This is a genomic window from Paenibacillus sp. FSL F4-0087 (assembly GCF_038020215.1).
GTDB classification, from domain to species: Bacteria; Bacillota; Bacilli; order Paenibacillales; family Paenibacillaceae; genus Paenibacillus; species Paenibacillus taichungensis.
In genome coordinates, this window is sequence record NZ_JBBODJ010000001.1 from 6942184 (window position 1) to 6964821 (window position 22638).

Here is a 22638-nt window from a genome sequence, read left to right on the forward strand (position 1 = left end):
ATTTTAACCAGATCAAAATCCATTTAGTCCCTGCCTTCTCAGATCAGCAGCAACGATTCGTGCAAGCTGGGCTGCCCCTTCACGATTCGGATGAAGCGTATCGCCTGTCATATACAAGGCCAGTGTTGCAGCCGGTCCAATGGAAGTAAAATAGGCCGAACTGAGTTTGTTCAGTTCTACAAGCGTCACGCCCTCTTCCTGGGCGAGTGCACGTGTAGATGCATTGTACCAGCGATTTTCTGCAGTATGCACATTGGCTGAATTGAAATCAGTTGCCCGACCCTGAGGCGTCGATAGAACGACGGTGGCTCCTTTGTTTTTGGCCTGACGGACCATGTCACGCATGATCTCCTTGAACTCTGCTTCGGTTGTATTGTTCTTGGCATTGGTATCATTAATCCCTAATTGCAAAATGAAGTAGTCTCCCGGCTTAATATACTTCAGAATCGCTTCCATCTGCCCATCATCGCGGAAACCTCTTGCAAATTGACCACTAGAGGCCATATTGCGAACCTGAAACGTACTCGTATTTACGTAGGCAGGAAACAGCTGCCCCCAGCCACCCTGTACACTGCTGCTGAGCGGATAGTAATTGCAGACCGTTGAATCGCCGCCAATATAGATCGTACGGTTCGTCACCGTTTGATTCGAAATTTTCCGGATTTCAAGTGCGCTAAGTGTAAATGCGGTGCCTTCTTTCCCTTCCGTAACCAACAGATTTAACTGTCCATCCGTCACCGGAATTTGAAATTGATCGCTCGCCCCATTACCCGTCATATTAATGATCTGGTATACACCTTCTGCTGCCACACTCGATCTGGCTGTATTGCCCAGGACCACCTTAACCTCGTAAAGACCGTTGGACAGATCCACATTAAACGTATTCGTACTTTTCGTTCCAAAGGTGACAAACTGTACGGCATCGCTTGCAACACCTGTTCCAGATGCCGATACATTACGCATGTTGGCAGGTGTATTGAATCCATAACCTTTCGCTGATGTGTAGGCCTCTGTTGCCGATACACCTGTGTAACCGTTCTCAACTGCACCCGCGCCAAAGTCAAATTTGTACTCATTCGCCGCAGCTTGGGCGACCTGTCCTCCATTAGCTGTCAGAGCACCTCCAATCAGACTAGTAAACAGGGTTAGGCAGAGCAGATACCGCACAGATTTTGACCATTTCATAACTAAACTCTCCTCTCAAAGGTTCATTTATATATGATTGCTTTACAGAACGTTATCCAGCCAGTCATAGGCTTTCGCTCCACTGATCTCATGGCCTCCTGTAAAAAAGTCTGCATCGAGCCATTTCTGTGCTCCCGCTTGTTCATAGATCTCTGTCAATCGAGCATAAGCTTCTTTGGCTGTTGGCAGTGGAAATACCTGATCTTCACTTCCGGCTTCAATAAATAGCGGCCTGGGTGCGATCAGACCTATGATATCCGGCAGCTCTGCTTCCCTCAGAATTCCTGGGATATAATTGTCGAGACAATGATTTCTGTCCAATATGCTACCCTGGAATGTACTTGCGTAACCGCTCACGACAGCCGCACGGCAACGTTCATCCAGCGCAGCTGTGAATGCCGTCACGAGTCCACCACCCGAGATGCCCATGCTTCCGATACGTGCTGGATCAGCTTCAGGACGTGTGGTTACGTAATCCAGCACACGCATCGTTTCATAGATTCGGTGCCCAGCAAGCGTCTGCCCTGTCATGAGCAGATGGGCGGCAATCTTGGTACAGGAGCTTGCGCCGGGGGGGGCATCTCGATCCTCTTCCAACCTTCGGTCACCAAATCCAAGCAATTCAGGAGCGGCAACCACATATCCACGCTGTACAAGGGCGACGGCAAAGTCTTTATGCAAACCAGGCTCTCCTCTACGCGGTGAACCATCGGGTTCCATGCCTGAGATCTCCCGGCTGCCATACCCGTGTCCATGACAGGCTATAATGGCCGGGCGTGATTCTTTGGTAGCGTTTACCATATCCGGTATCAGCAAATAGATGGGCATGCGCAACCCCGCATAGGTCGTAATCTCAACCCGTTCTCGGATATATCCGTCACATACAGTGCGTTCGAGCATTACAGGATTCAGCTCCGACACCACGGATGGGAAGCCGCCCAGCCGATCTATAATCCGTACTCGCAACTGCCTCCGCCATTGCTCAAGAGATTGACCCGTCTGGTACGCAGAGCGTCCACGCGGGCTTGTTTGTTTTTGCAGATAAGATTCAATATCAGACATTACCGTTCATCCCTCCTGTGGATTCAAATGATAGACGTATGTAAAAAGATATATGTCGGACTTGTCCAGTCTATTATAAATCACGGTACAACCCATGAATTGAACATTATTGCCTGTTTTGGGCTGAATTCACACCTTTTTGATGAAAAAAGGATGTTCTCGAATACCTGATCTTCAGGCTCCGAGAACATCCTTCTTAATCTGGCCTTTTATTCCCTGTGCCCTGGTAGCCACCAGTTCCATCTACCCATCAGTTTCATTAGTGCAGGCACCAGCACTAGGCGGATAATGGTTACATCAATGAACACCGCCGCTGTAATTCCGATTCCCAGCTGTTTGACACCCGCCACGTCAGCAAAGGCAAATGGTATAGTCACTGCCAGCAGAATCGCTGCCGCCGAAGTAATGAGACGTCCGGTTGAGGCCAGTCCTTGCTGTACGGCCAGATCACTATCCCCTGTTTGTCTGTAAACCTCCTGGATACGGGTCAGCATAAAAACGCCATAGTCCATCGAAATACCGAAGACAAGCCCGGCAATGAACACAGGTATCATAATGGCAATGGCAGATGGCTCCATGCCAAAATGGCCCTGATTGAAGACCAGTACGAGCACGCCGAATGAAGCAGCCAAGCTGAGCAGATTCATCAGAATGGCTTTGATTGGGATGAGCAGTGACCGGAATGCTGCGAGCAATACGAGATAATTCGATACCACAACAAACACCAGCACTTTGGGCAGTTGACCTGAAACTTCTTGCATGATTTCATGCTGCATAACTGCTTCTCCCCCGTAACGCAGGGGTATGAAAGACATGGAGTTAGCGATGTCCTTTGCCCTCATCTGTTCGAGCCAGGATGCAGCCTCATCGGAGCCCGGTGCTCCGTGAATGGTAGCCACCATACGAATGGAATGGTCGGACACATATGAACGCAGCCATGCAGGCTGTTGAGATTGGGTTTCTTTCAGTGCTTCACTCAAAGAAGGTGATGGAATGTTCATTTGAGTTTTAATATTAGTTTGAGCTTGGCCCGACAGCTTGTCCGGCACCATGATCCCCCATGCGGACTCAATAGCCACCACATTCGAATCCTGCTGGAGCTCTTGCATTTTACTCAACGCCATTCGCCAATGGTATGTGGTCAACGGCTCTCCCGTTCCACCAATTACAATCTCTACAGCAGAGACGTTCGTTTGTCCAAAAATGCGCTGAATCTGCTCAGTCGCTTGGCGAGACTCCATTCTGTCAGGCAAGGAAGTAGCATCCGGGATAGCGATCTCTAACCGGGCAACCGGTAGAACAAAGAGAAGCAGCGCACCTGTTCCAATCAGCGCCATCCTAATCGGCCGTTTCATAATCATGCCTGACCAGAATGACCAGATCGAACGTGACGGCAACGATTGTTGATGCTGGCCCTGTTTTGAAGAGATGGAATTCCTGGAATGCTGTCTAAAGATTCGCACAGAATAGAGGGATAGAATGGCTGGCAGCAGTGTTATATTCAGCAGGACCGATATGACGAGCACAACAATGGCTCCAAGGGATACACTCAGAAACATCGGCAATCTAATCCATAGTAGACCAAGCAGTCCTAACAGCACACAAGCCACAGAAAAGAATACGGCTCTTCCCGCTGTACGCAGCATTCTTTGGAGAACCTCTTCCTCGCCCGAACCTGCTGCTTCACTATTCTGACCTCGCCGGAGTTCTTCCCTGTATCTGCTGAGAATAATCAGAGCAAAGTCTATGCTGAGCGCCATTCCCACCATCGGAATAACGTTGATCACAAAGTTGGAGAGCGCCAGATGGTAACCCATCAGGGATGTAACTCCCATTGCCGTTATGACGCCGGACACTCCCATAATGACTGCAATTAGCGCTGCATAAAGACCTCTGAATGCAAAATACAAAATGACGAAGGCAAGTGGCAATCCCACAACCTCTGCCCGTTCCAAATCGCGAAAACTGAGACGGTTCACATCCTGCTGTACAACGGATTTCCCTGTGATTTGGATCGTTCCCGGACCGTCTGTTGTAAGCACAGAACGCAGCTGTTCAAGCGGCGGGCCCATCTTGTGAGACGGTACATCAAACGCCAGCAAAGCATAGGCCACGTCCCCCCGCAGCATCCTGCTTCCACGTGCTTCAAGCGGAGAGATTATGGACGTTACACCTGACAGTTTACTCACCTGTTGCAGACGATCTTTAATCCAGCCCCGGAATTCGGCGGGGGTAGTGCCGGTCTTTTTTTCAAATAGAAGAATAACCGGATCAGCAGGAACATGGAACTCTTTTTCCAGAATAAGCTCTACAGCATGAGCATCTCCCTGATCCAAGTTCAACCCATGATCCTGAACAATGCCAGGCAATTTCCATGCCCAGACGGCTGACATCCCGATGACAAACACCCAGCAGAGAATGATGAACCGCGGATATCGGCTAATGAGGACAGCAAGGCTGCGATAACCCATACCCAAGCTCCTCTGCTATCAGATTGGTAATTCCGTTCTCTTTTTAAATCATGCCTTGATTCACTGGTTCTCTTTCTTCAACGGATGCAGGAACATAAGTAAAAGGAAGCAATTCTGCCGTCAGTCCCGGGCCAAATGCAAGTGCAATTCCGCTGGAAGCTTCCTCCCTTTTGCGATAATCATCGCGGATGGCTTGTAAAACAAACAAAATCGTCACAGAGGATAGATTTCCATAATCCCGTAAAATGTTTCGGCTGTATGCAACCTGCTCATCTGACAGCTGATACAGCTTCTGCACCGCATCCACAATACCTCTGCCCCCAGGATGGATCGCCCAGATCTCCGGTAGATCGCTGCCGTCCAGCAATCGTTCAACCTCTGGACCAAGATGTAAGCCGAGCAGTTTTGGGATCTGTGGAGAGAGATATAGATCGAAGCCGGTATTGCCCACCTCCCAGATCATCTCTTCTGAACAGTCTGGCAGCAATACGGAATCCCCGCTACCCAATCTGAACAGCTCTTTACGTCCTAATCCGGACAGGCCCACAACACAAGCAGATGCGCCATCCCCGAAGAAGGACGCCGCGAACAGATCATCCCGCTTGGCGGAAGGCTGAAAATGAAGGGTGCACAGCTCCACACATACGATAAGAACGGTAGCGTCTTTGTCACTCGTCACAATCGAATTCGCCAACTGTACAGCTTTCAGACCGGCTGCGCACCCCTGAAATACAAGCGGAATTCGGTTAATACGCGGCGATAGTTCAAGCTGCTGAATCAGCCGAACATCGAGACCGGGCAGGAATTGCCCTGTACAACTAACGGTAATGAGATGTGTAATCTCCGAGGTCGAAACGACGGCATCCTCGAGTGCCAGACATGCTGCCTGAATTCCAAGCGGAACGGCTGCTTCCTTATATTTTCCCATACGTTCGGCTGTGGTCGGAACGTTCTCCCTCTGGGTAAAAGGCAGATAACGGCAAGACTCAACTGGCTCCAGCAGATTCGGTTCACATGTATAACGTGTCTCAACACCACACTGGTTGAATATTCGCTTGGCCCATCGTCTGGAATCCGGCTCATGCTCCAGCGCTTGTGCGAGCCGAGCAGACACATCCTTTTGCTCAATGCGGTGAACAGGCAATGCCGTTCCAATTCCCATGATACTTGCTGCGGGTACAGTTCCATCAAGTTGGTTCATCGGCTCCAACCTCCTTATATATAAAATAGGTTCATGTCACATGTGCAGGATATAGTACAAGTCTATTCGAGGCTTGCCCCCTTTATGTTCACGAAACACGCAAAGACGGACAACACATGCGAATTCCGCACATGTTGTCCGTCTTATTAAAGGATGATTACTATTATGTTATCCCGACCCTTCCTTCAACAGGTCGTTCAACCCGCTCCACTGTTACTCCGGCCTGACCACGGTAAATCTCTCGCCAAGTTTGGCATAGTCATTCCCGGCCAGCCTGCTGATCGGTTTGAGCTGATCCATTAATATATAATTGGTGGCAGGATCATACACGTTTTCACTGAAATGATATTGTACAATTCGAACCAGAATCAGATCACTCACAGGTTTTCCCTCATCGTTCGATATCGGAATATGCTGATACAACTTACACTCCATCCGAATAAGTGCTTCCTGTATTGATGGTACGGAAACCACAGTACTTGGTACAGTCGTCAGGTTTGTTCGTTCCAGCTCACTCTCGTGGGGCTCCAGCAAGGCAGCCGTCTCGTTCATGTCAAGAGCGATCGATTCATCACAGATATGTACAACGAGCTCTTTCCCGGAAAGCACATTGCGAGCCGTATCTTTCATAACGCCATCCTTGCGAGCGATGGATATTGATAATATCGGTGGGTCAGAGCTAACGATATTAAAAAAACTAAAGGGTGCTGCATTAATGACGCTGCCGTCATGAGAAAGTGTTGTCACAAATGCGATTGGGCGTGGCACAACCGAACCACTCATCAGTTTATAGTTATCTCTGCCCGTCAGTTCTCGTGGGTCCAAAGTATGCATCATAAGCTATCCCCTTCCATGATCGTAAAACGATACTTACTTTCTCACGATCTTCGCTTCATTTATTATATATCGTAAAATGTTGAAATCACAAAAACTCCCTGGTGCCCATCGCACCAAGGAGTGTATACATTCAGTTTCGTATTTGATCTCTATTATTTTACAATACTGTTCTGAATGTCTTCCATAATTTGAAGGTTCGCTTGAACTCCGCTATACAACCAGCTGCTCGAACGGGTAAATTCAAACAAGTTACCGTTTTTCACTGCCGGGATGCTTTGCCATACCGGATCTTTCAGTGCTTCTGAACCTGTACCTTCATCACTATTCACAAAGAACAAGTAGTCTACATCCATTTCCGCCAATTTTTCCAGCGAGATGGAAGACCAGTTACCTGACGCATTAGCAGAGATTTCTTTCACTACTTCAGGCTCAGCAAGTCCCAGTTCCTTGTACATCACTTCACCACTGGATACATTGTCACTTACGATGAAGAATTTTCCACTAACCAACCAGATGGCCGCTGCCGATTTCGTTCCACCTGTGACTGTGTTGATTTTTTCCTTGATTTCTGTGGCTTTCACTTCGTATTCATCCAGCGCTTTTTGTGCTTCATCGCCTTTATTCAGAATTTCGCCGATTTTCAACAGGGTTTTGCGCCAATCGCTATTGATCTCATCGCCAAGTACATAAGTAGGTGCGATCTTGCTGTATTGAGCGTATTTCTCACCCTCAACCACACTTTCGGAACCGATAATAATTAGATCCGGGTTGAAGCTTGTTACCGCTTCGAAAGGAAGATCGAAAGCAATCGTAGGAATGCCGTCCAAATCTTTTTGCAAATACTCTTGGATTCCGTTGGCTACAGACCATTGAGCAACTGGCTTAACGCCGAGTGTAACCAGGTTATCTTCCAGATACGAAGCGATGATACGCTCCGGATTAGCAGGAATTTTCACTTCATGCCCCATTGCATCTGTCAATGTACGTTCTGTCGGAGCTTCTGTCTGTGTCTCTGTCTCCGTTGCTGTATTGTTCTCTCCTGCTGCTGTACCGTTATCTGCTGGTTTCGATCCGCAAGCTGCCAGCCAGATGGACATGACCATTACGGTGATCAGAAGCATGATCATTTTTTTATTTTTCTTAAACACGTGACTATCCCCTTTCAATATGAACACCTCAATGGATTGAGTTGTTATGACAGACTTAGACGTTTATACATTATTCATGCATATAATACAGGTATGTACTTTTGTCCAATTCCATTGACAATGATAATTGTTATCAACGAAGTTGTCAATGCAGCTTTTGCCTTTTAAGGTCGAAGTCACCTTCATTCCAACGATTCACATTTAGGCGGATGCCGCCATATGCTGATTCCAGAATACGATGACAGGAAGGATGTTCGTACATGGATTACGTTTATAACAGTTATTCAGGATATGATGAGGATCGTTCGTTTCAATTGCCGCCGCTGTTCCCGGGAGGCGCTCCAGGAGGTCAGCCAGTGCCAGGTTTCCCAGGAGCACCAGGTTCCTATCCCCCATTCATTCCGGGCGGAGCTAGTGGTGGTCAACCTCCTTACTTTCCTGGAGGCGTCCCCGGTACGGCACCGGGTGTACCCGCTCAGCTAACACAAGGCAATCTGCCTACCTTGCTTGGTGCCTATCCTCGCCCAGTAGGTCAGCCCCCGGCAGAAATGGTTTTTCTGTATAACTTGATCAAAAGCAGCCCTGGTCTTCTACCACTATTTATCCAGCAACAGCCCCAGAATCTGACCCAGGCTGTGCAATTTGCCCAAACAGGAGTAGCAACACCCCGTGATCCCGAGCAACGTGTACTGCAAAATTTCTGTTATAACCGCTGGTCTCTTGTATTCACGTACAATGACGTTTACTTAATGTGGCCTTCCACCAATCTGTTCGGTTTTGTCATCGGTTACTTCTATCCGTTCCTTACTCCAGGTATCCTGCTTAATACACAGATTTTGTTTGCTCTCTGCTAAAGCACGTTCAGACATAGAACAAGCGCCCCAGTTGAAGGAATGAGCCTTCCAATTGGAGCGCTTTTTTATAGTCAAATTTCTTTATTGCGAGCAATACATTTTTAAATCAGAACAACAACACAATATATTTCACGCCAACCGTTGTTTATCCCGACGTATACCCCTCTTGCCTTTGCTTACCATCAAAAAGTATATCAGCAATGCGCCAAGATCTGCACAAGCGATTACAATGCCCATTGGCACGGCTGTGCCTTCTCCTCCAAGACCCACAAGTGGAGCGACAATACCACCGAACAGGAACGTCATCACTCCGATAAGTGCTGATGCACTGCCTGCTGATTTCTCCTGATTGGCCATCGCCAGTGCGAAGGAAGCCGTATTAACCAGACCCACACTGGATACCACGAGAAATAACGGGATCAGGACCGAAAACAGATTACCTCCCGCCAGAATGGCGATGAGTAAAGATGTTCCTCCCAGAGCTGCTGTTAACAGCCCCGCGATCAACAGACGGGTTTCAGATACTTTACCCGCAAGTCTTCCGGCAATCTGACTTGCCAGTATGATACCGAGACCGTTAATGGCAAAGCAGACACTGAACATTTGCGGGGAGATGCCATATATTTTTTGAAGCACGAACGGCGAACCCGATATGTAGGCAAACATGCCAGCAGATACAAACCCTTGGGTTAAAGCGTATCCCATGAACAGGCGATCCCCTGCGATTTTGCGGAATGTAAGCAGCGTCTGCTTCAGTCCTCCGCTGGATCGTCGTTCTGTAGGCAGTGTCTCACCAAGACCAACCACGACAGCAACTAAAGTCAAAATACCGATGATACTCAGCAAAATAAATACGCCGCGCCACGACGTATACGCAAGCAATTGCCCGCCTATAATTGGTGCAGCAATCGGTGCGACCCCATTAATCAGCATTAAGAGGGAGAAGAAACGGGTAAGTTCCGGACCGGAATACACATCCCTCACTACTGCGCGCGAGATGACTATTCCCGCAGCTCCTGCTGCACCCTGAATGAAACGCAGCACAACAAAGGAGCCCATCGTTGGGCTGACCAGGCAGAGTATGGAAGCAATCGTATAAAGTATAAGGCCCGCAATAAGCGGTGTACGACGACCACGCACATCACTTAAAGGTCCAGCCAGCAGCTGCCCTACCGCCAGTCCGACCATACATGCAGTTAGACTAAGCTGTGCATAGGAAGTGGATGACTGGAACTCATCGGCCAGTGTGGGCAGCGCCGGCAAATACATATCCAGGGACAGCGGGCCAAAGGCCGACAGTGTCCCCAGAATCAATGCCATACGTACACGGGATGTAGAATTGGTGCTTAATGAAGCTGGTGTACTTTTCATATGAATAACATATTCCTTTCCCTGCGGTAGTTCTCGTTTCCTTAGTGTTCCCCGTCTCCCAGCAGCTTGAGCAAGTTGGAAGGTAGTGTGAACTGTTGATTGTTAATGATGATCCGGCGCAGTTCTTCTTCATCACGTTCGTTCTCGGCGTCCTTGATCTCCTGAATCTCCCGGTGAAGTCTCTCCATTTGCTGATCCAATGCGTTGGCAGAGTCTGCTGCACTTTTCAGTTCTTTCGTTAAACGCTCAGGAACATCCTTATTGTATTTATAAAAGATCTTATGCTCCAGGCTCGCCCAGAAATCCATCGCGATGGTACGAATCTGGATTTCCACACACGCCCGCTCTTGTCCATTAGACATGTAAACAGGCACCTCAACCAGAAGATGAAGGCTCTGGTAACCGTTTGGCTTCGGATTCTGGATATAATCTTTCACTTCCAGCACACGCAGGTCACTTTGATTGCACAGCATATCCTTAATGCGGTAGATATCGGAGATAAAGGAGCAGGTAATACGTACACCGGCGATATCCTTAATATTTTCCTTGATACTTTCAAAAGTTAACTCATGATTTTTACGAAACATCTTGTTCATAATACTCTCAGGTGACTTTAATCTGGATTTCGTATGTTCGATCGGGCTGTAATCATGCAGCGACTGAAATTCTTCCTTCAGCACTTCAATTTTGGTCTCCATTTGATCCAAAGCAAATTTATAGATCATCATAAATCTCGTAATTTCATATTTAAATTTCTTGAATTGATCAATCGGATGTGGAGCGTTCATCATGGTTTTCTTCCTTTCTTCGTGCACACTAAAGTTAGTTTTATAAATAAGAGGACAGAGGTCAATCCACATGTCTCCTGAACCATTATAAATCATATGGAGCCAATAAACGAATTTCTCGCACCGAACGGCTGTTGCTGACGGAAAGGTATGGGAACCTCGTTTAGGCGCATCCTAAAGAAGAATCATTGTCAATTGGCACGCCATTTCCGATGAAAGAGGTCGATTCCCCTGCTCTATCATGTGACGTATTCGTCCGATGCGCTTCGGGTAAAAGGCTATTTATGCCTGCCTGACGGGTGCTCCTTACCCGCCTTCTCGCAATTAGAAGACCCCCATACCAGCTCTGCCTTCCAAAGCTTCACCGTGACCCAAGAATCCATGCAAATGCAACAGCTCGCTAGCCGCTACCCTCCTGTAGAACAACACACCATGGACAGTATTGATACACGTTGGCCGGTTCTGATCTATTGCCGGGGTGGGCTGGGCAACTATGGTGGGGTAAATACCACTTGGCTGGAGCAATTTGTCCGTAAAGGTTATATCGTGTTCGCTCCATCATATCGTGGTAACGAGGGTGGTGAAGGACATGACGAATATGGCGGACGAGATGCCGAGGATGTACATGCCGCTTATCGACTTGTACAAGAGTGGCCCTTTGCCGATACGAAGCGAATTTCAATGATGGGATTTTCGCGTGGAGCCATTAATGCCGTACATACAGCAACAACCTACAATGAAGGGCCTCAGCAGGTACATAAACTGGTGCTTTGGAGCGGTGTCGCCGATGTGGAACGCACCTATCATGAACGAACCGACTTGAGACGTACTTTGAAAAGAGTGCTGGGCGGTACACCACGTTCAGTTCCGGAGGCTTATCTCGCCCGTTCCCCCTTGTCGAAGGCACACAAACTCCATTGTCCTGTGCTGATCATGCATGGCACGTCTGATACGCAGGTGAACTACAGTCATGGAACCCGAATGTATCATTGGCTGAAACGCAGAGGTGCCAACGTTACGTTTCACGCTTATGGGGGACAGGATCATCGCTTTCAGGAAAGCGCGCATGAGGCGGCAGTAAACAATATGTTTGATTGGCTCGCAGCTCCTTAGCTTCAAGATGGGGACGATTTAAACATGTTTGCTGCTATGGAAAATTTGGCTGGCATCATAAACTTCATTTTGAAGGGTCATGCGTTGTGGATGTATACTGGAGGGGTTACGTTTTTGGAAAGGACGGATGATTATGAATCAAAATACCCTCCAAAAGTACGCAATGCTGCTGTTATGCATGTCTGCTGGAATGGTCGATGTGATCGGATACCTGGGACTGGGGCATGTGCTCACAGCCAATATGACGGGCAATATTGTACTGCTGGGGATCGCAATTGCCCGTGCTCAGGAATTTGTTGTGCTGCGTGCACTCCTTGCCCTCATTGGTTTTATTGCCGGAAATGCCATCGCTGCACACATGATTGGACATGTGCAGACGAAAAATGGCTGGTCTTCGCGAGTCACCACCGTGTTCACTGTAGAAAGTATATTGCTTCTGCTCTTTGCCATCGCCATGATCAGTCCATATTCGGAACAACTATCCTATCTGCTGATTGCCATGCTGGCCACAGCCATGGGGATGCAAACGACTGCAGCACGCCGCATTGGAATTGCCGGTATTTCGACGACCGTGCTCACCAATAATCTGGCCGCCGTGGTTGAGGATGCGGTAAGCATCCTTCAGCGACTGCGACACGCCAATATCCGCTCGCTGGTCAAAGCGCTATCAGTAGATTCCTACCTTCGTGCAGGTGCCGTTGTGATCTATTTGGGCGGCGTTATTCTAGCTGCGATGTTGTTCCACCACGTACCTATGATGGCAGTATGGATACCTGTTCTGATCGTTGGTGGAGTCACCCTGTACGCCCGATTATACTCCAGAGGAACGAACAAAACAGCGACGGATGACGTTCAACGTTAGCTCTCATGCAATTTTTCAACTAGTTTATTTCATTTCATTAATGATGCTTCCTGTCTGATGAGTTCAACCAGATGCTGTGCGGCAGGAGATAACACTTCACCTGCTCGTGTACATACGGCTACCGTGTTTTTCAACTGTACACCTCGAACGAATACACGTGCCAACCTGCCCTGTTGTACATCTTCCTTTACGACCAGAGAAGAAATAAAGTTGGCCCCGTAACCTGCCTTCACCGCACTAATTGTTTCGTTCAACCCATTGAACTGAAGCGCAATGCGGGGAGCGGCCAGGTTATTTGTTGTGCAAAGAGAGACGAGACGCTCCCGTGTAGCGCTGCCTTCTTCACGCATAATGAAGGGCTCTGCCACCATCTCCCGAAGCTCAATTTCCTTTCCCGCATAAGGATGATCGGGATGTACCACAAACCACATTTCATCTTCAAACAATTCGTCCCAATGAACACCTGAATGTGTAATGCCACTTCCACCATAAACTGCAATCTCGGCCTCATAACGCAGCAGTTGGTCAAAAGCCATCCGAGTATTGGTTGTGCTCACAACCAGCTCCACATCCTCATGCATTTGCTTGAAGCGGGCAATCCAGCCCGGCAGAAGAAAATTCGAGGGCAAATAGGTTGCGGTAAGACGAATCAACCCCTTCTTGCCTGCCCGAAAATCCTGCACAAAGTTCTCGACATCCTGCTCCAGCATGAACAGACGTTCCGCGTAGCCTGTTAATTGCATTCCAGCATCGGTAAGAACCAGTCTTCTCCCTTCCGAAGCAAATAATGGAATGCCCAATTCCCGCTCAAATTTCTTTACCTGAGAGGATACCGCTGGCTGACTAATGTTGAGTTCTTCCGCCGCACGCGTAACTCCCCCATATCTCACAATAGCATGAAACAATCGTAATCCGTGCAAATTCAACCGCTACACCTCCTTCACTTGAAATATATAATCTAAAGTTATATTAACATACATAATATATATTTTATTTATGTATTTGTTCGCTTTATAGTTTAAGTATGAAATCCAATACATGGCAATCGGAAAGGAACAGATAACGATGAACAATGTGAATGGTTCTGCTCAACAGCAAACCTGGAGTCAAGTCGACAACTATTTGAACACCTTATTAATCCCCTCGGATTCCCTGCTGGAGCAGGCACTACGTACCAATGCGGAAGCCGGCTTGCCCGCTCATGATGTAGCACCTAATCAAGGGAAATTGCTTCAGCTCCTGCTTCAAATACAAGGGGCAACTCGTGTGCTGGAAATCGGGACGCTTGGCGGATACAGTACGATCTGGATGGCCAGAGCCCTTCCCGACCACGGACGTATCGTCACACTGGAAGCAGAGCCACGCCATGCAGAGATGGCACGAACCAACCTCACGCGTGCAGGACTTATGCACAAGGTTGATCTTCGAGTAGGTCCTGCCCTGACTACGCTTCCCGACGTTCAGGAAGAGTACAGAGAACCCTTTGATTTCATCTTCATTGATGCTGACAAACCGAGTAATCCCGACTATTTGCGATGGGCGCTGCGTCTGGCTCGTCCGGGAAGTCTGATTATTGGTGACAATATCGTCAGGGACGGCGAAGTTATCAATGCAGACAGTACGGACAATAGAGTTCAGGGCGTTCAGTCTTTCCTGAAATTAATTGCAGATAACCCGCGTCTTGAAGCTACAGCACTGCAGACTGTAGGCACTAAAGGCTACGATGGATTCGTGATTGCCCGAGTGCTGGAATCCCCTACTGCAAAATAAACGGTGGTCAATTCTTCCTCAAATCCCCCATTCCTGTTAAACTAAAATCACTGCACAGGCAGACTGGGGGAAACCACTTGAGACTTCTACAACAGATTCATGCTGAAATTCGGGGCTGGTCCCGCAATATTCAATTGTTTTTTCTGGCAAGCATCTTGTATCAGATCGGAAATGGCATGTTCTCTGTCTTGTACAATTTGTACATTCAGGGTCTAGGCTACAATGATACAATGAACGGCCAGATTGTAAGTATTCAATCACTTGCGACAGCGATTATGTTTGTTCCCATCGGACTATGCGGCGATTTCTTTAGCCGTAAGCGGCTGCTGATTACCGGCGCATTGTTCAGCGGAATCTTTCTGATTGGCCGTTCCTTCGATTATTCTGCTAGCGGACTGATCTGGTTTGCTGTATTTTCAGGACTTTTCGCTGGCGTATTTCAAGTACTGGCCATTCCTTTCCTCGCTGAGAATGTGAAGAAAAGTCAACGACTGAAGATGTTCAGCTACTACTCCTCCCTCGTACTCGCTTCTCAGGTACTCGGCAGCTTAGGTGGTGGCGTTTTTGCAGACCTGCTTCATACAGCCGGCCTTGCCAAAGTCACGGGTTTGCAGACAGTATTGTTCGTAGGTGGTGCAGCTACACTGGTTGCGTTTATTCCGATGTTATTTGTATCCGAAGATAAGAAGGCTCCGCAAGCGGATACTCCGGCGCAACCTGTCATTGAATCTGCAACATCTGCAACCGATGGCAAACAGGATGTCGTTCATTCCGTAGAACAAGGCAGTAATAACGATACTCTTCACCAAAAGAAAGATTCCCGTTTGATCGGTCAATTTGTCATAACCCAATTATTAATTGGGTTTGGTTCTGGACTGGTTGTGCCTTATTTGAATCTGTATTTCACCAACCGTTTTTCGGTCTCCTTAAGTGCCATGAGTCTGCTCATTTCATTGGGTCAGATCATGACCATTGTATCGATGCTGATTGGACCTACACTTGCGGCCAAGGTGGGCAGTGTTCGAGCTGTCGTCATCTTTCAGATCATGTCACTGCCCTTCCTGCTATTGACCGGCTTCACGAATCTGCTGCTCATCGCTTCGGTGAGTTTCTTATTCAGACAAGCGCTGATGAATGCAGCTAATCCGATTCAATCCGCCATTCTGGTGGACAGAGTATCAGACAAACGCCGTGGAATCGCCAATTCACTGATGCAGACCGCCTTTATGATTGGATGGGCTACGATGGGACCCGTTCAATCCTACCTCGTAACCACTTATGGCACGTATTGGGGTTACGCGATCACGTTCAGCATTACAGGCAGTTTATACGTGATTTCATCGCTGATGTACTATATGATGTTCAAAGAACCGAAGCCATCTGCCCGTGTTCTCGCGGCGAACAGATAAATGATAACCATTCAGCAGGACAGTGGATAAATCAGCTGCCTGTCCTGCTTCGTAATGAACCAATCACCGTCCAAGGATCAATCATTGTATCATATCATCAGGAGTGATCTTACATGTACTTCAATCTACCTCATGCAGCCGAAAAACGACGCGGATGGAACTGATACACAAGCTCGGTTCCCACGTTGTCTTTCGGTTTTTTCTAAGTTTGGGTGTCTCCGTTATTGGCGGGTTACTATTTACAGTGATCCACACTCCTATTCCTTGGCTTCTTGGCCCGATGATTTTTATGCTGGTTGGTTCACAGATTGCCAAGCTGCCGCTCATGTGGCCCGCTTCCATTCGGGACTATGGTATTCTAATCGTGGGTTACTCGATCGGATTAACACTGACGAGAGAAGCACTGCAAGGCATTCTGCACCAGTTACCTATGATGTTGCTCATGACCCTGCTCTTAATCGGATTATGTACATTGACCGCCTATGTTGCTTCAAAGCTGACAGACTTTGACTTTCCCTCCCTGCTGGTTGGCAGCATTCCTGGTGGGCTGTCGCAGATGGTCTCCCTTGCGGATGAGATGAAATCCATCAATCTGACGCTCGTTACTTTTTTGCAGGTCACGCGCCTGATCATGATTGTATTCTGTGTTCCGTTCCTGCTGTTTAGTCCATGGATCGGCGGAACGACAGGTGGAGGCTTGCACCAACCAATGATCGAGACAGCAACTTGGGCAACACTCTTTCCCGAAATCTTGCTCTATGCCCCGCTCTGTGTCGCTGGTGCGTGGATTGCACGCAAGCTTCGGTTTCCGACAGCGTTTATGCTTGGGCCCATGATCGTCATGTGTGTTATTCAATTAAGCACAACAATGCACACACCCAATCTGCCGTCGTCCCTGCTTAACATTTCGCAATTGATGATTGGCAGTCATGTGGGTCTGATGCTTCGTCCTCAGCAGCTGCAACGCAAAATGCAAACCATAACACTCGCAATCACGAGCAGTGTTCTCCTCATTGCAGGTTCGCTTGGCTTGAGCTATATATTAATGAAGATGTTCTCCCTCTCGGCGGCTACATCATTGCTGAGCATGGCACCTGGCGGAATGGACCAAATGAGTATCATGGCTCATGAAGTCAATGCCAACCTATCGGTGGTGTCCGGATATCAGTTGTTTCGCATCTTATTTATTTTCTTTATCGTCTCTTCGCTCCTTAAGATAATTCTCATGCATATGTTGAGGAAAAAAGAGGTGAGCACCCACTCTTCGGTCACGTAAAATAGGAAGTGGACATACCAAAAAGAGTATCCGACTGATTTCAGGCTGTGGATACTCTCTTTTACTTGTTTACTCGTACTATGAATAGACCCGACAGTCACGCTGAACTTGGGGCAGTTTCCTGCTCCAGCCAGCTCAAACGTTCAAACGCCTCCTGGTCCGTGCTGCCACACATCTCTTCCGAGGCCTGTAATCCGCTGCATACAGCGGGGCGTTCTTTCTGACCAAAGATTCCGCAGCGATTGTCCTCCGTCAGCTGTACACAACGCACACCTGCGGGCTTGCCGTTAGCCATCCCGGGAATCGGCGATGAGATCGAAATTGCGATACAGCATGCGGCACAGCCTGTCCTGCATTCCATAATTATTGTCCTCCTTCCATAACTGACATTTAACCTGATCCACGATTCACCCACGTCCATGTTCGCGCCAAACCTTGTGCGATTCTCCGATTCATGGTTCCATTCGAGAAATATCCACCATGACTCAACGGATTCCAGCTCCCAATTACACCGCCAGAATTAATTTCCACGTCTTCGTTGACCGCTGCCTCATAGGCAGGATCAATAGGGCGCAGCGGGTAACCCAGAATATCATCCCGATCATAAAAGTTAATCCATTCCCCTTCCAGACCAGGAAAGTACTGACCTGCCAGTGGTGAAGGCACCTGAATCGGCCGGCTAAAATCATGATACCGTAAGCTCCATAATGGCAACGTCGTTCCAAAGGAATAAAAGTTCGTTAAGGTATCTCCCCGTTCCAATGCGGAAGTAACATCCACGATGGAAGGTGTACGAGTAGACGGATATTGCAGATCATAGAAAAAATTACTTGCAATCACCGCGCCCAAACTATGTGCAATGATACAGAGTGGAGCTTCTGGCCCATTCCGCTGTGCAAGTGCGTGCATCGCCCGATTCAGCGAATAATGTACCGCATCATAGTTATGCCCTTGATTTTCCACAGGTTGATACGCGACGGCATCCGCCAGATAATGTATTACAAATCGACGTAACACTTGATAGTTCAATCCTTGAGAGCTGACAAGCTGCTGAAACAGCGCCTCTTCCCGATCCTCAAATACGTCAGCCCAAAATACAGGCTCAATATCCAGCATCTGTTTGGCTGCTCCCGGCAACACCATAACTTGATCCAATTCCTTATGCAAACGCGAAATCAGTGTATCCGCATAATTTTCCTTTTGCATACCCAGACCATGAATGACCATTACCGCAACACGAGTCATGGCTCTCCCCCTCCGTCCATTGACTAGCCACTCTCTTTGAACCATATGAACTTCTCAACCTGAACATGCATAGTCCTGATAAACAAGCTTTCCGATCGCTGTGAACATGAGATTTTGCCACATGTATCCTAGATACAGTTTACCACGATATAAATAAAAAAAACGAAATCTATAAAGAGTAAAACGGTATGTGTTCAGCTTTATCTCGGTATCGAGATGAAAAAAGAAGCTGCGAATATCGCAGCTCCCCATTTGTTCGTATACTTAACCTTTCAAATGAACCTTAAGCACACCGTTCTGATTGGATGTAACATCACCTGTAGTGACCTCCACCCGATCAACCATGTCCTGACCATCCGGGATAATGATTGGCGTAATGAGCGGATATCCCGCAGCTTCAATCACTTTACGGTCGAATTCAAGCAACGTTTGCCCAGCTCTTACCTTCTCTCCAGTTTCAACATGCATGTTAAAACCTTCGCCTTTGAGCGATACCGTATTAATCCCGACATGAATCAGAATCTGCAAGCCACTCGCGTGCTCAAGAATGACAGCATGTTTGCTCTTGATGACATGGGCAACCTGAGCATCAAACGGGGCAACGACCTGATTGCCAGAAGGTTCAATGGCAACCCCTTCACCCATTTGTTTCTCTGCAAACGCTGGATCAGGTACTTGTTCAAGCGGAACAGCTTTACCTGTTAATGGTGCCATGATTTCCAGTGTATTCACAGGCTCATCCGCCACCTGAGCAGCACTGCGTGTGTGTGGCTCTGCAACTGCATTTGTTGTAGTTGTGCTAGAAGCAGATTTCGCTGAAGGTGTTTGACCACCAGCTACAGTAGCTTGATCTGCGTTGCGGTCTTCTTTTCTCAACTTCGCTCTTCCAAAAAGAACAGTCAGCACGAACGGAACAACCAATACAATCGCCATACCGATGAAGAATACTCCCCATTTATTCGGGAAAATGGACAGGAATCCAGGTACGCCACCTACACCGATAGAGGTGGCCTGAACATTATTCATCGTAAGCAGTACACCGCCGATCGCAGAACCGACCATACCGAAGATAAACGGGTAACGATAACGGATATTCACCCCGAAGATCGCCGGCTCGGTTACGCCGAGGAAGGCGGAGACGGATGAAGTTGCAGCCAGTCCTCTCATTTTCTTCTCACGAAGCACAAGCATCATGGCAAGTGCGGCTGAACCTTGCGCGATATTGGACAGCGCTAGCATCGGCCACAGGAACGTTCCGCCCTGGCTACCAATCAGCTGTACGTCGACCGCCAGGAACGTATGGTGCATCCCTGTAATAACGAGCAATGCGTACAGTCCACCATAGATCAGACCGCCCAGAGCCGCGTATGAATCGTAAATATAGATCAAGCCGGATGTAATTCCATTCGCAATGGCAAATGTAACCGGACCAATGATTGTAAATGCCAGGAACCCTGTAATCAATAAAGTGACAGGTGCAACGACCAGCAGTTTGATCGAATCATGCACCCTTTTGTTCAGGAAAATCTCCAGCTTGGCAAGCAGATAGGCTGATACCAATACCGGCAGAACCTGCCCCTGATAACCGATCTTCTCAATATGCCAACCGAACAGATTCCACGTAGGCACGGTGCCTTCGTTGACTGCATTGGCATAGCCATAAGCACTCAGTAGGTCGGGATGAACCAGGATCAGACCAAGTACAATCCCGAGCAACGGACTGCCGCCGAACCTTGTTACAGCGGACCAACCAATTAACGCAGGCAGGAAGGTAAAGGCTGTGCTCGCGATGGTATTAATAATAGATGCGAGATCCTTCCATGCTGGATATACATCCACCAGTGATTTTCCATCAAAGAATATGCCTGGCCCTGTCAGAATGTTATTAATACCGAGCAAGAGACCGGCTGTGATGATGGCTGGCAGGATCGGGATGAAGATGTCAGATAGCGTTTTGATCGCACGCTGAATCGGGTTTTGCTTTTTACCCGCAACAGCCTTCACGTCATCCTTGGAAGCACGTTCGCCTCCGGTAATCTGAATCATTTCATCATACACTTTATCCACAAGCCCAGGTCCAATGACTACCTGAAATTGTCCTTGAGAGGAGAACTGGCCTTTGACCAGATCGTTCTGTTCCAGACTTTCCGTATCTACTTTACTTTCGTCGTACAGGGCAAAACGGAGGCGTGTGACACAATGCGTTGCAGCTTCGATATTTTCTTTGCCGCCGACCGCGCGTACGATCTCCTCAACCTGTTTTTTATCAATTGCCATATTGTCACTTCCCATTTATATAATGTGAATTAGTCCTGTTGCGGTACAAGCCACATATAGGATGAATACGGGCTCAGGGAGATTTCTTGCTCGAGTACAGGCGATACCTCCGTATTGCCAATCAGCAGCTCTGCTGATTTACCCGCAATGTGGTCATTCCAGACGGCTTCAGAGAAAGCAAATTTTACGTCCCGCTTGCTGAAGTTCGATACCACTAGCAGCGTTTCGCTTCCATTGGTCCGCGCATATGCGAATACGTCCGGATGTGTATCGTCCAAACGTTCATACAGACCGTCGGTCAGCACACCAACCTGTTTGCGAAGAGCAATCAGTTTGCGATAGTGATAATAGATCGAATTCGGGTCAGCCATCTGCTGAGCCACATGAATCGATGGATATCGTTCATCCACTTTGATCCACGGTGTACCCGTTGTAAATCCGGCATTGTCGCTTCCATCCCATTGCATCGGTGTCCGGGAATTGTCTCGGGAACGCTCTTTCACAATTTGGAATGCTTCCTCCGCGGATTTGCCCCGTTCTTCCTGAAGCAGTCGATACATATTGGTCGATTCAATATCACGGAACTCGCTAACGTCGTTCCAGACTGGATTCGGCATCCCGATCTCTTCGCCTTGGTATACGTAAGGTGTTCCCTGCATGCCATGAATGGTCGTAGCGAGCATTTTGGCACTCTCAGCACGATAATCGCCATCATCTGCGAAACGAGACAACGCCCTCGGTTGATCATGGTTATTCAGGAACAACGCATTCCATCCGCCACCTGCCTGCATACCTGTCTGCCACTCACTAAATAACTGTTTCATCGCTTCAAAATCGTAAGGCATCAGTTCCCACTTCTGTCCATTCGGATAATCCACTTTCAGATGGTGGAAGTTAAACGTCATCGAGAATTCCCGGGAAGCAGGGTTTGAATATTTGATGCAGTGCTCCAGCGTAGTCGAGGACATCTCCCCAACCGTTACCATATTATGTGGTCCAAATACCTCTTCATACATCTCTGTAATGTATTCATGCACACGTGGTCCATCGGTATAGAACTTACGTCCGTCGCCTGGGGAAACGCTACCATCATCGTCGGGGAAACGCTGGTCCTTGGAGATCAGATTGATGACGTCCATACGGAAACCATCCACACCCTTCTCCGCCCAGAACTTGATCATGTCCCGTACTGCCTTGCGTACTTGCTCGTTCTCCCAATTCAAATCAGCCTGTGTTTTGTCAAACAACGTCAGGAAATATTGTCCTGTCTGCTCATCATACTGCCAAGCAGGTCCGCCGAACTTGGATTGCCAGTTATTCGGCACACCGCCGTCTGGAGCAGGATCCTTCCAAATATAATAATCGCGGTATGGGTTATCCTTGGAAGAACGCGATTGCTGGAACCACTCATGATCCGTAGAAGAGTGATTCACCACAATATCAATCATCAGCTTCATGTCACGTGCCTTCAGACCTTTAAGCAGTTCGTCAAAATCCTCCATCGTACCAAAATCAGGATTAATCCGATAATAGTCCGCTACGTCATAACCGTTATCATGCTGTGGAGAGACATATACGGGCTGCAGCCACACGATATCAATACCGAGATGTTGCAAGTAATCCAGCTTTTCGGTCAATCCCCGAATGTCTCCGGTGCCCGATCCAGTTGTATCGTTGAAACTCTTGGGATATACCTGATACACCGTGGAAGTTTTCCACCACGATGATGAAGTTGTGTTGGTTGAACTCATGTTAACGCCTCCAATAAA

Annotated in this window: 19 protein-coding genes; 6 read left to right on the top strand and 13 right to left on the bottom strand. The window is 48.0% G+C overall.

Features of this window, described 5'->3' with window-relative positions:
- Positions 1-12: 12 nt before the first annotated feature.
- From MHB84_RS31175 to MHB84_RS31200, 6 genes are all read right to left on the bottom strand, one after another.
- Positions 13-1185: a rhamnogalacturonan acetylesterase gene (locus tag MHB84_RS31175; RefSeq protein ID WP_076290999.1), complete on the bottom strand. Its 1173-nt coding sequence runs from the start codon at positions 1183-1185 to the stop codon at positions 13-15.
- Positions 1186-1227: 42 nt separating this feature from the next.
- Entirely contained in the window at positions 1228-2247 is a 1020-nt protein-coding gene (locus MHB84_RS31180; protein ID WP_076290998.1) for an alpha/beta hydrolase family protein, read from the bottom strand.
- 209 nt (positions 2248-2456) lie between these two features.
- Positions 2457-4718, bottom strand: a complete 2262-nt coding sequence (locus MHB84_RS31185) for an MMPL family transporter (RefSeq protein WP_076290997.1) — start codon at positions 4716-4718, stop codon at positions 2457-2459.
- 43 nt (positions 4719-4761) lie between these two features.
- Positions 4762-5919 (bottom strand): type III polyketide synthase, encoded by a 1158-nt coding sequence (locus tag MHB84_RS31190; RefSeq protein WP_076290996.1) that lies wholly within the window; start codon positions 5917-5919, stop codon positions 4762-4764.
- A gap of 213 nt (positions 5920-6132) precedes the next feature.
- Complete coding sequence (locus MHB84_RS31195) at positions 6133-6753, bottom strand: flavin reductase family protein (RefSeq protein WP_076291141.1); 621 nt, start codon at positions 6751-6753, stop codon at positions 6133-6135.
- Between the two features lie 155 nt (positions 6754-6908).
- Positions 6909-7904, bottom strand: coding sequence for an iron-hydroxamate ABC transporter substrate-binding protein (locus tag MHB84_RS31200; RefSeq protein ID WP_256716895.1), 996 nt, complete (start codon positions 7902-7904; stop codon positions 6909-6911).
- Between the two features lie 260 nt (positions 7905-8164).
- On the opposite strand from MHB84_RS31200, the gene MHB84_RS31205 reads away from it, so the two are divergent.
- A complete protein-coding gene (locus MHB84_RS31205; protein WP_076290995.1) occupies positions 8165-8758 on the top strand; it encodes a hypothetical protein in 594 nt (197 codons plus the stop codon).
- 129 nt (positions 8759-8887) lie between these two features.
- Here the strand turns inward: MHB84_RS31205 and MHB84_RS31210 are convergent, their stop codons facing one another.
- Positions 8888-10129: a multidrug effflux MFS transporter gene (locus MHB84_RS31210; protein ID WP_076290994.1), complete on the bottom strand. Its 1242-nt coding sequence runs from the start codon at positions 10127-10129 to the stop codon at positions 8888-8890.
- A gap of 41 nt (positions 10130-10170) precedes the next feature.
- Positions 10171-10917 carry a GTP pyrophosphokinase gene (locus MHB84_RS31215; RefSeq protein ID WP_076291139.1) on the bottom strand — a complete coding sequence of 249 codons (747 nt, stop codon included), beginning with the start codon at positions 10915-10917 and terminating at the stop codon, positions 10171-10173.
- Positions 10918-11160: 243 nt separating this feature from the next.
- On the opposite strand from MHB84_RS31215, the gene MHB84_RS31220 reads away from it, so the two are divergent.
- A complete protein-coding gene (locus MHB84_RS31220; RefSeq protein ID WP_083679052.1) occupies positions 11161-12030 on the top strand; it encodes a prolyl oligopeptidase family serine peptidase in 870 nt (289 codons plus the stop codon).
- A 133-nt stretch (positions 12031-12163) separates the two neighbouring features.
- Positions 12164-12892: a YoaK family protein gene (locus MHB84_RS31225; RefSeq protein WP_076291138.1), complete on the top strand. Its 729-nt coding sequence runs from the start codon at positions 12164-12166 to the stop codon at positions 12890-12892.
- Positions 12893-12921: 29 nt separating this feature from the next.
- Here MHB84_RS31225 and MHB84_RS31230 read toward each other — a convergent pair whose 3' ends face one another.
- Complete coding sequence (locus MHB84_RS31230; RefSeq protein ID WP_076290992.1) at positions 12922-13818, bottom strand: LysR family transcriptional regulator; 897 nt, start codon at positions 13816-13818, stop codon at positions 12922-12924.
- A 139-nt stretch (positions 13819-13957) separates the two neighbouring features.
- Here MHB84_RS31230 and MHB84_RS31235 point away from each other — a divergent pair, with 139 nt between their 5' ends.
- From MHB84_RS31235 to MHB84_RS31245, 3 genes are all read left to right on the top strand, one after another.
- Complete coding sequence (locus tag MHB84_RS31235; protein ID WP_143764801.1) at positions 13958-14662, top strand: O-methyltransferase; 705 nt, start codon at positions 13958-13960, stop codon at positions 14660-14662.
- Between the two features lie 77 nt (positions 14663-14739).
- A complete protein-coding gene (locus tag MHB84_RS31240) occupies positions 14740-16071 on the top strand; it encodes an MFS transporter (RefSeq protein WP_076290990.1) in 1332 nt (443 codons plus the stop codon).
- A gap of 154 nt (positions 16072-16225) precedes the next feature.
- Positions 16226-17347 (top strand): AbrB family transcriptional regulator, encoded by a 1122-nt coding sequence (locus tag MHB84_RS31245; RefSeq protein ID WP_083679050.1) that lies wholly within the window; start codon positions 16226-16228, stop codon positions 17345-17347.
- Between the two features lie 97 nt (positions 17348-17444).
- Here MHB84_RS31245 and MHB84_RS31250 read toward each other — a convergent pair whose 3' ends face one another.
- The 4 genes from MHB84_RS31250 to treC form a co-directional block, all read right to left on the bottom strand.
- Positions 17445-17708 carry a YkgJ family cysteine cluster protein gene (locus MHB84_RS31250; protein ID WP_076290989.1) on the bottom strand — a complete coding sequence of 88 codons (264 nt, stop codon included), beginning with the start codon at positions 17706-17708 and terminating at the stop codon, positions 17445-17447.
- 29 nt (positions 17709-17737) lie between these two features.
- Positions 17738-18592 carry a chemotaxis protein gene (locus MHB84_RS31255; RefSeq protein WP_076290988.1) on the bottom strand — a complete coding sequence of 285 codons (855 nt, stop codon included), beginning with the start codon at positions 18590-18592 and terminating at the stop codon, positions 17738-17740.
- Between the two features lie 264 nt (positions 18593-18856).
- Positions 18857-20869 (bottom strand): PTS system trehalose-specific EIIBC component, encoded by a 2013-nt coding sequence (gene treP, locus MHB84_RS31260; protein ID WP_076290987.1) that lies wholly within the window; start codon positions 20867-20869, stop codon positions 18857-18859.
- Between the two features lie 29 nt (positions 20870-20898).
- Positions 20899-22620, bottom strand: a complete 1722-nt coding sequence (treC, locus tag MHB84_RS31265) for an alpha,alpha-phosphotrehalase (RefSeq protein ID WP_076290986.1) — start codon at positions 22618-22620, stop codon at positions 20899-20901.
- Between the last annotated feature and the right edge of the window lie 18 nt (positions 22621-22638).

Excerpts from the sequence above, each read along its gene's own strand:
- MHB84_RS31190 (WP_076290996.1), bottom strand. The coding sequence starts at position 5,919 with ATGAACCAACTTGATGGAACTGTACCCGCAGCAAGTATCATGGGAATT.
- MHB84_RS31175 (WP_076290999.1), bottom strand. The coding sequence starts at position 1,185 with ATGAAATGGTCAAAATCTGTGCGGTATCTGCTCTGCCTAACCCTGTTT.
- MHB84_RS31185 (WP_076290997.1), bottom strand. The coding sequence starts at position 4,718 with ATGGGTTATCGCAGCCTTGCTGTCCTCATTAGCCGATATCCGCGGTTC.
- MHB84_RS31195 (WP_076291141.1), bottom strand. The coding sequence starts at position 6,753 with ATGCATACTTTGGACCCACGAGAACTGACGGGCAGAGATAACTATAAA.
- MHB84_RS31225 (WP_076291138.1), top strand. The coding sequence starts at position 12,164 with ATGAATCAAAATACCCTCCAAAAGTACGCAATGCTGCTGTTATGCATG.
- treP (WP_076290987.1), bottom strand. The coding sequence starts at position 20,869 with ATGGCAATTGATAAAAAACAGGTTGAGGAGATCGTACGCGCGGTCGGC.
- MHB84_RS31235 (WP_143764801.1), top strand. The coding sequence starts at position 13,958 with ATGAACAATGTGAATGGTTCTGCTCAACAGCAAACCTGGAGTCAAGTC.
- MHB84_RS31180 (WP_076290998.1), bottom strand. The coding sequence starts at position 2,247 with ATGTCTGATATTGAATCTTATCTGCAAAAACAAACAAGCCCGCGTGGA.
- MHB84_RS31255 (WP_076290988.1), bottom strand. The coding sequence starts at position 18,592 with ATGACTCGTGTTGCGGTAATGGTCATTCATGGTCTGGGTATGCAAAAG.
- MHB84_RS31210 (WP_076290994.1), bottom strand. The coding sequence starts at position 10,129 with ATGAAAAGTACACCAGCTTCATTAAGCACCAATTCTACATCCCGTGTA.
- MHB84_RS31250 (WP_076290989.1), bottom strand. The coding sequence starts at position 17,708 with ATGGAATGCAGGACAGGCTGTGCCGCATGCTGTATCGCAATTTCGATC.
- MHB84_RS31215 (WP_076291139.1), bottom strand. The coding sequence starts at position 10,917 with ATGAACGCTCCACATCCGATTGATCAATTCAAGAAATTTAAATATGAA.
- treC (WP_076290986.1), bottom strand. The coding sequence starts at position 22,620 with ATGAGTTCAACCAACACAACTTCATCATCGTGGTGGAAAACTTCCACG.
- MHB84_RS31205 (WP_076290995.1), top strand. The coding sequence starts at position 8,165 with ATGGATTACGTTTATAACAGTTATTCAGGATATGATGAGGATCGTTCG.
- MHB84_RS31245 (WP_083679050.1), top strand. The coding sequence starts at position 16,226 with ATGGAACTGATACACAAGCTCGGTTCCCACGTTGTCTTTCGGTTTTTT.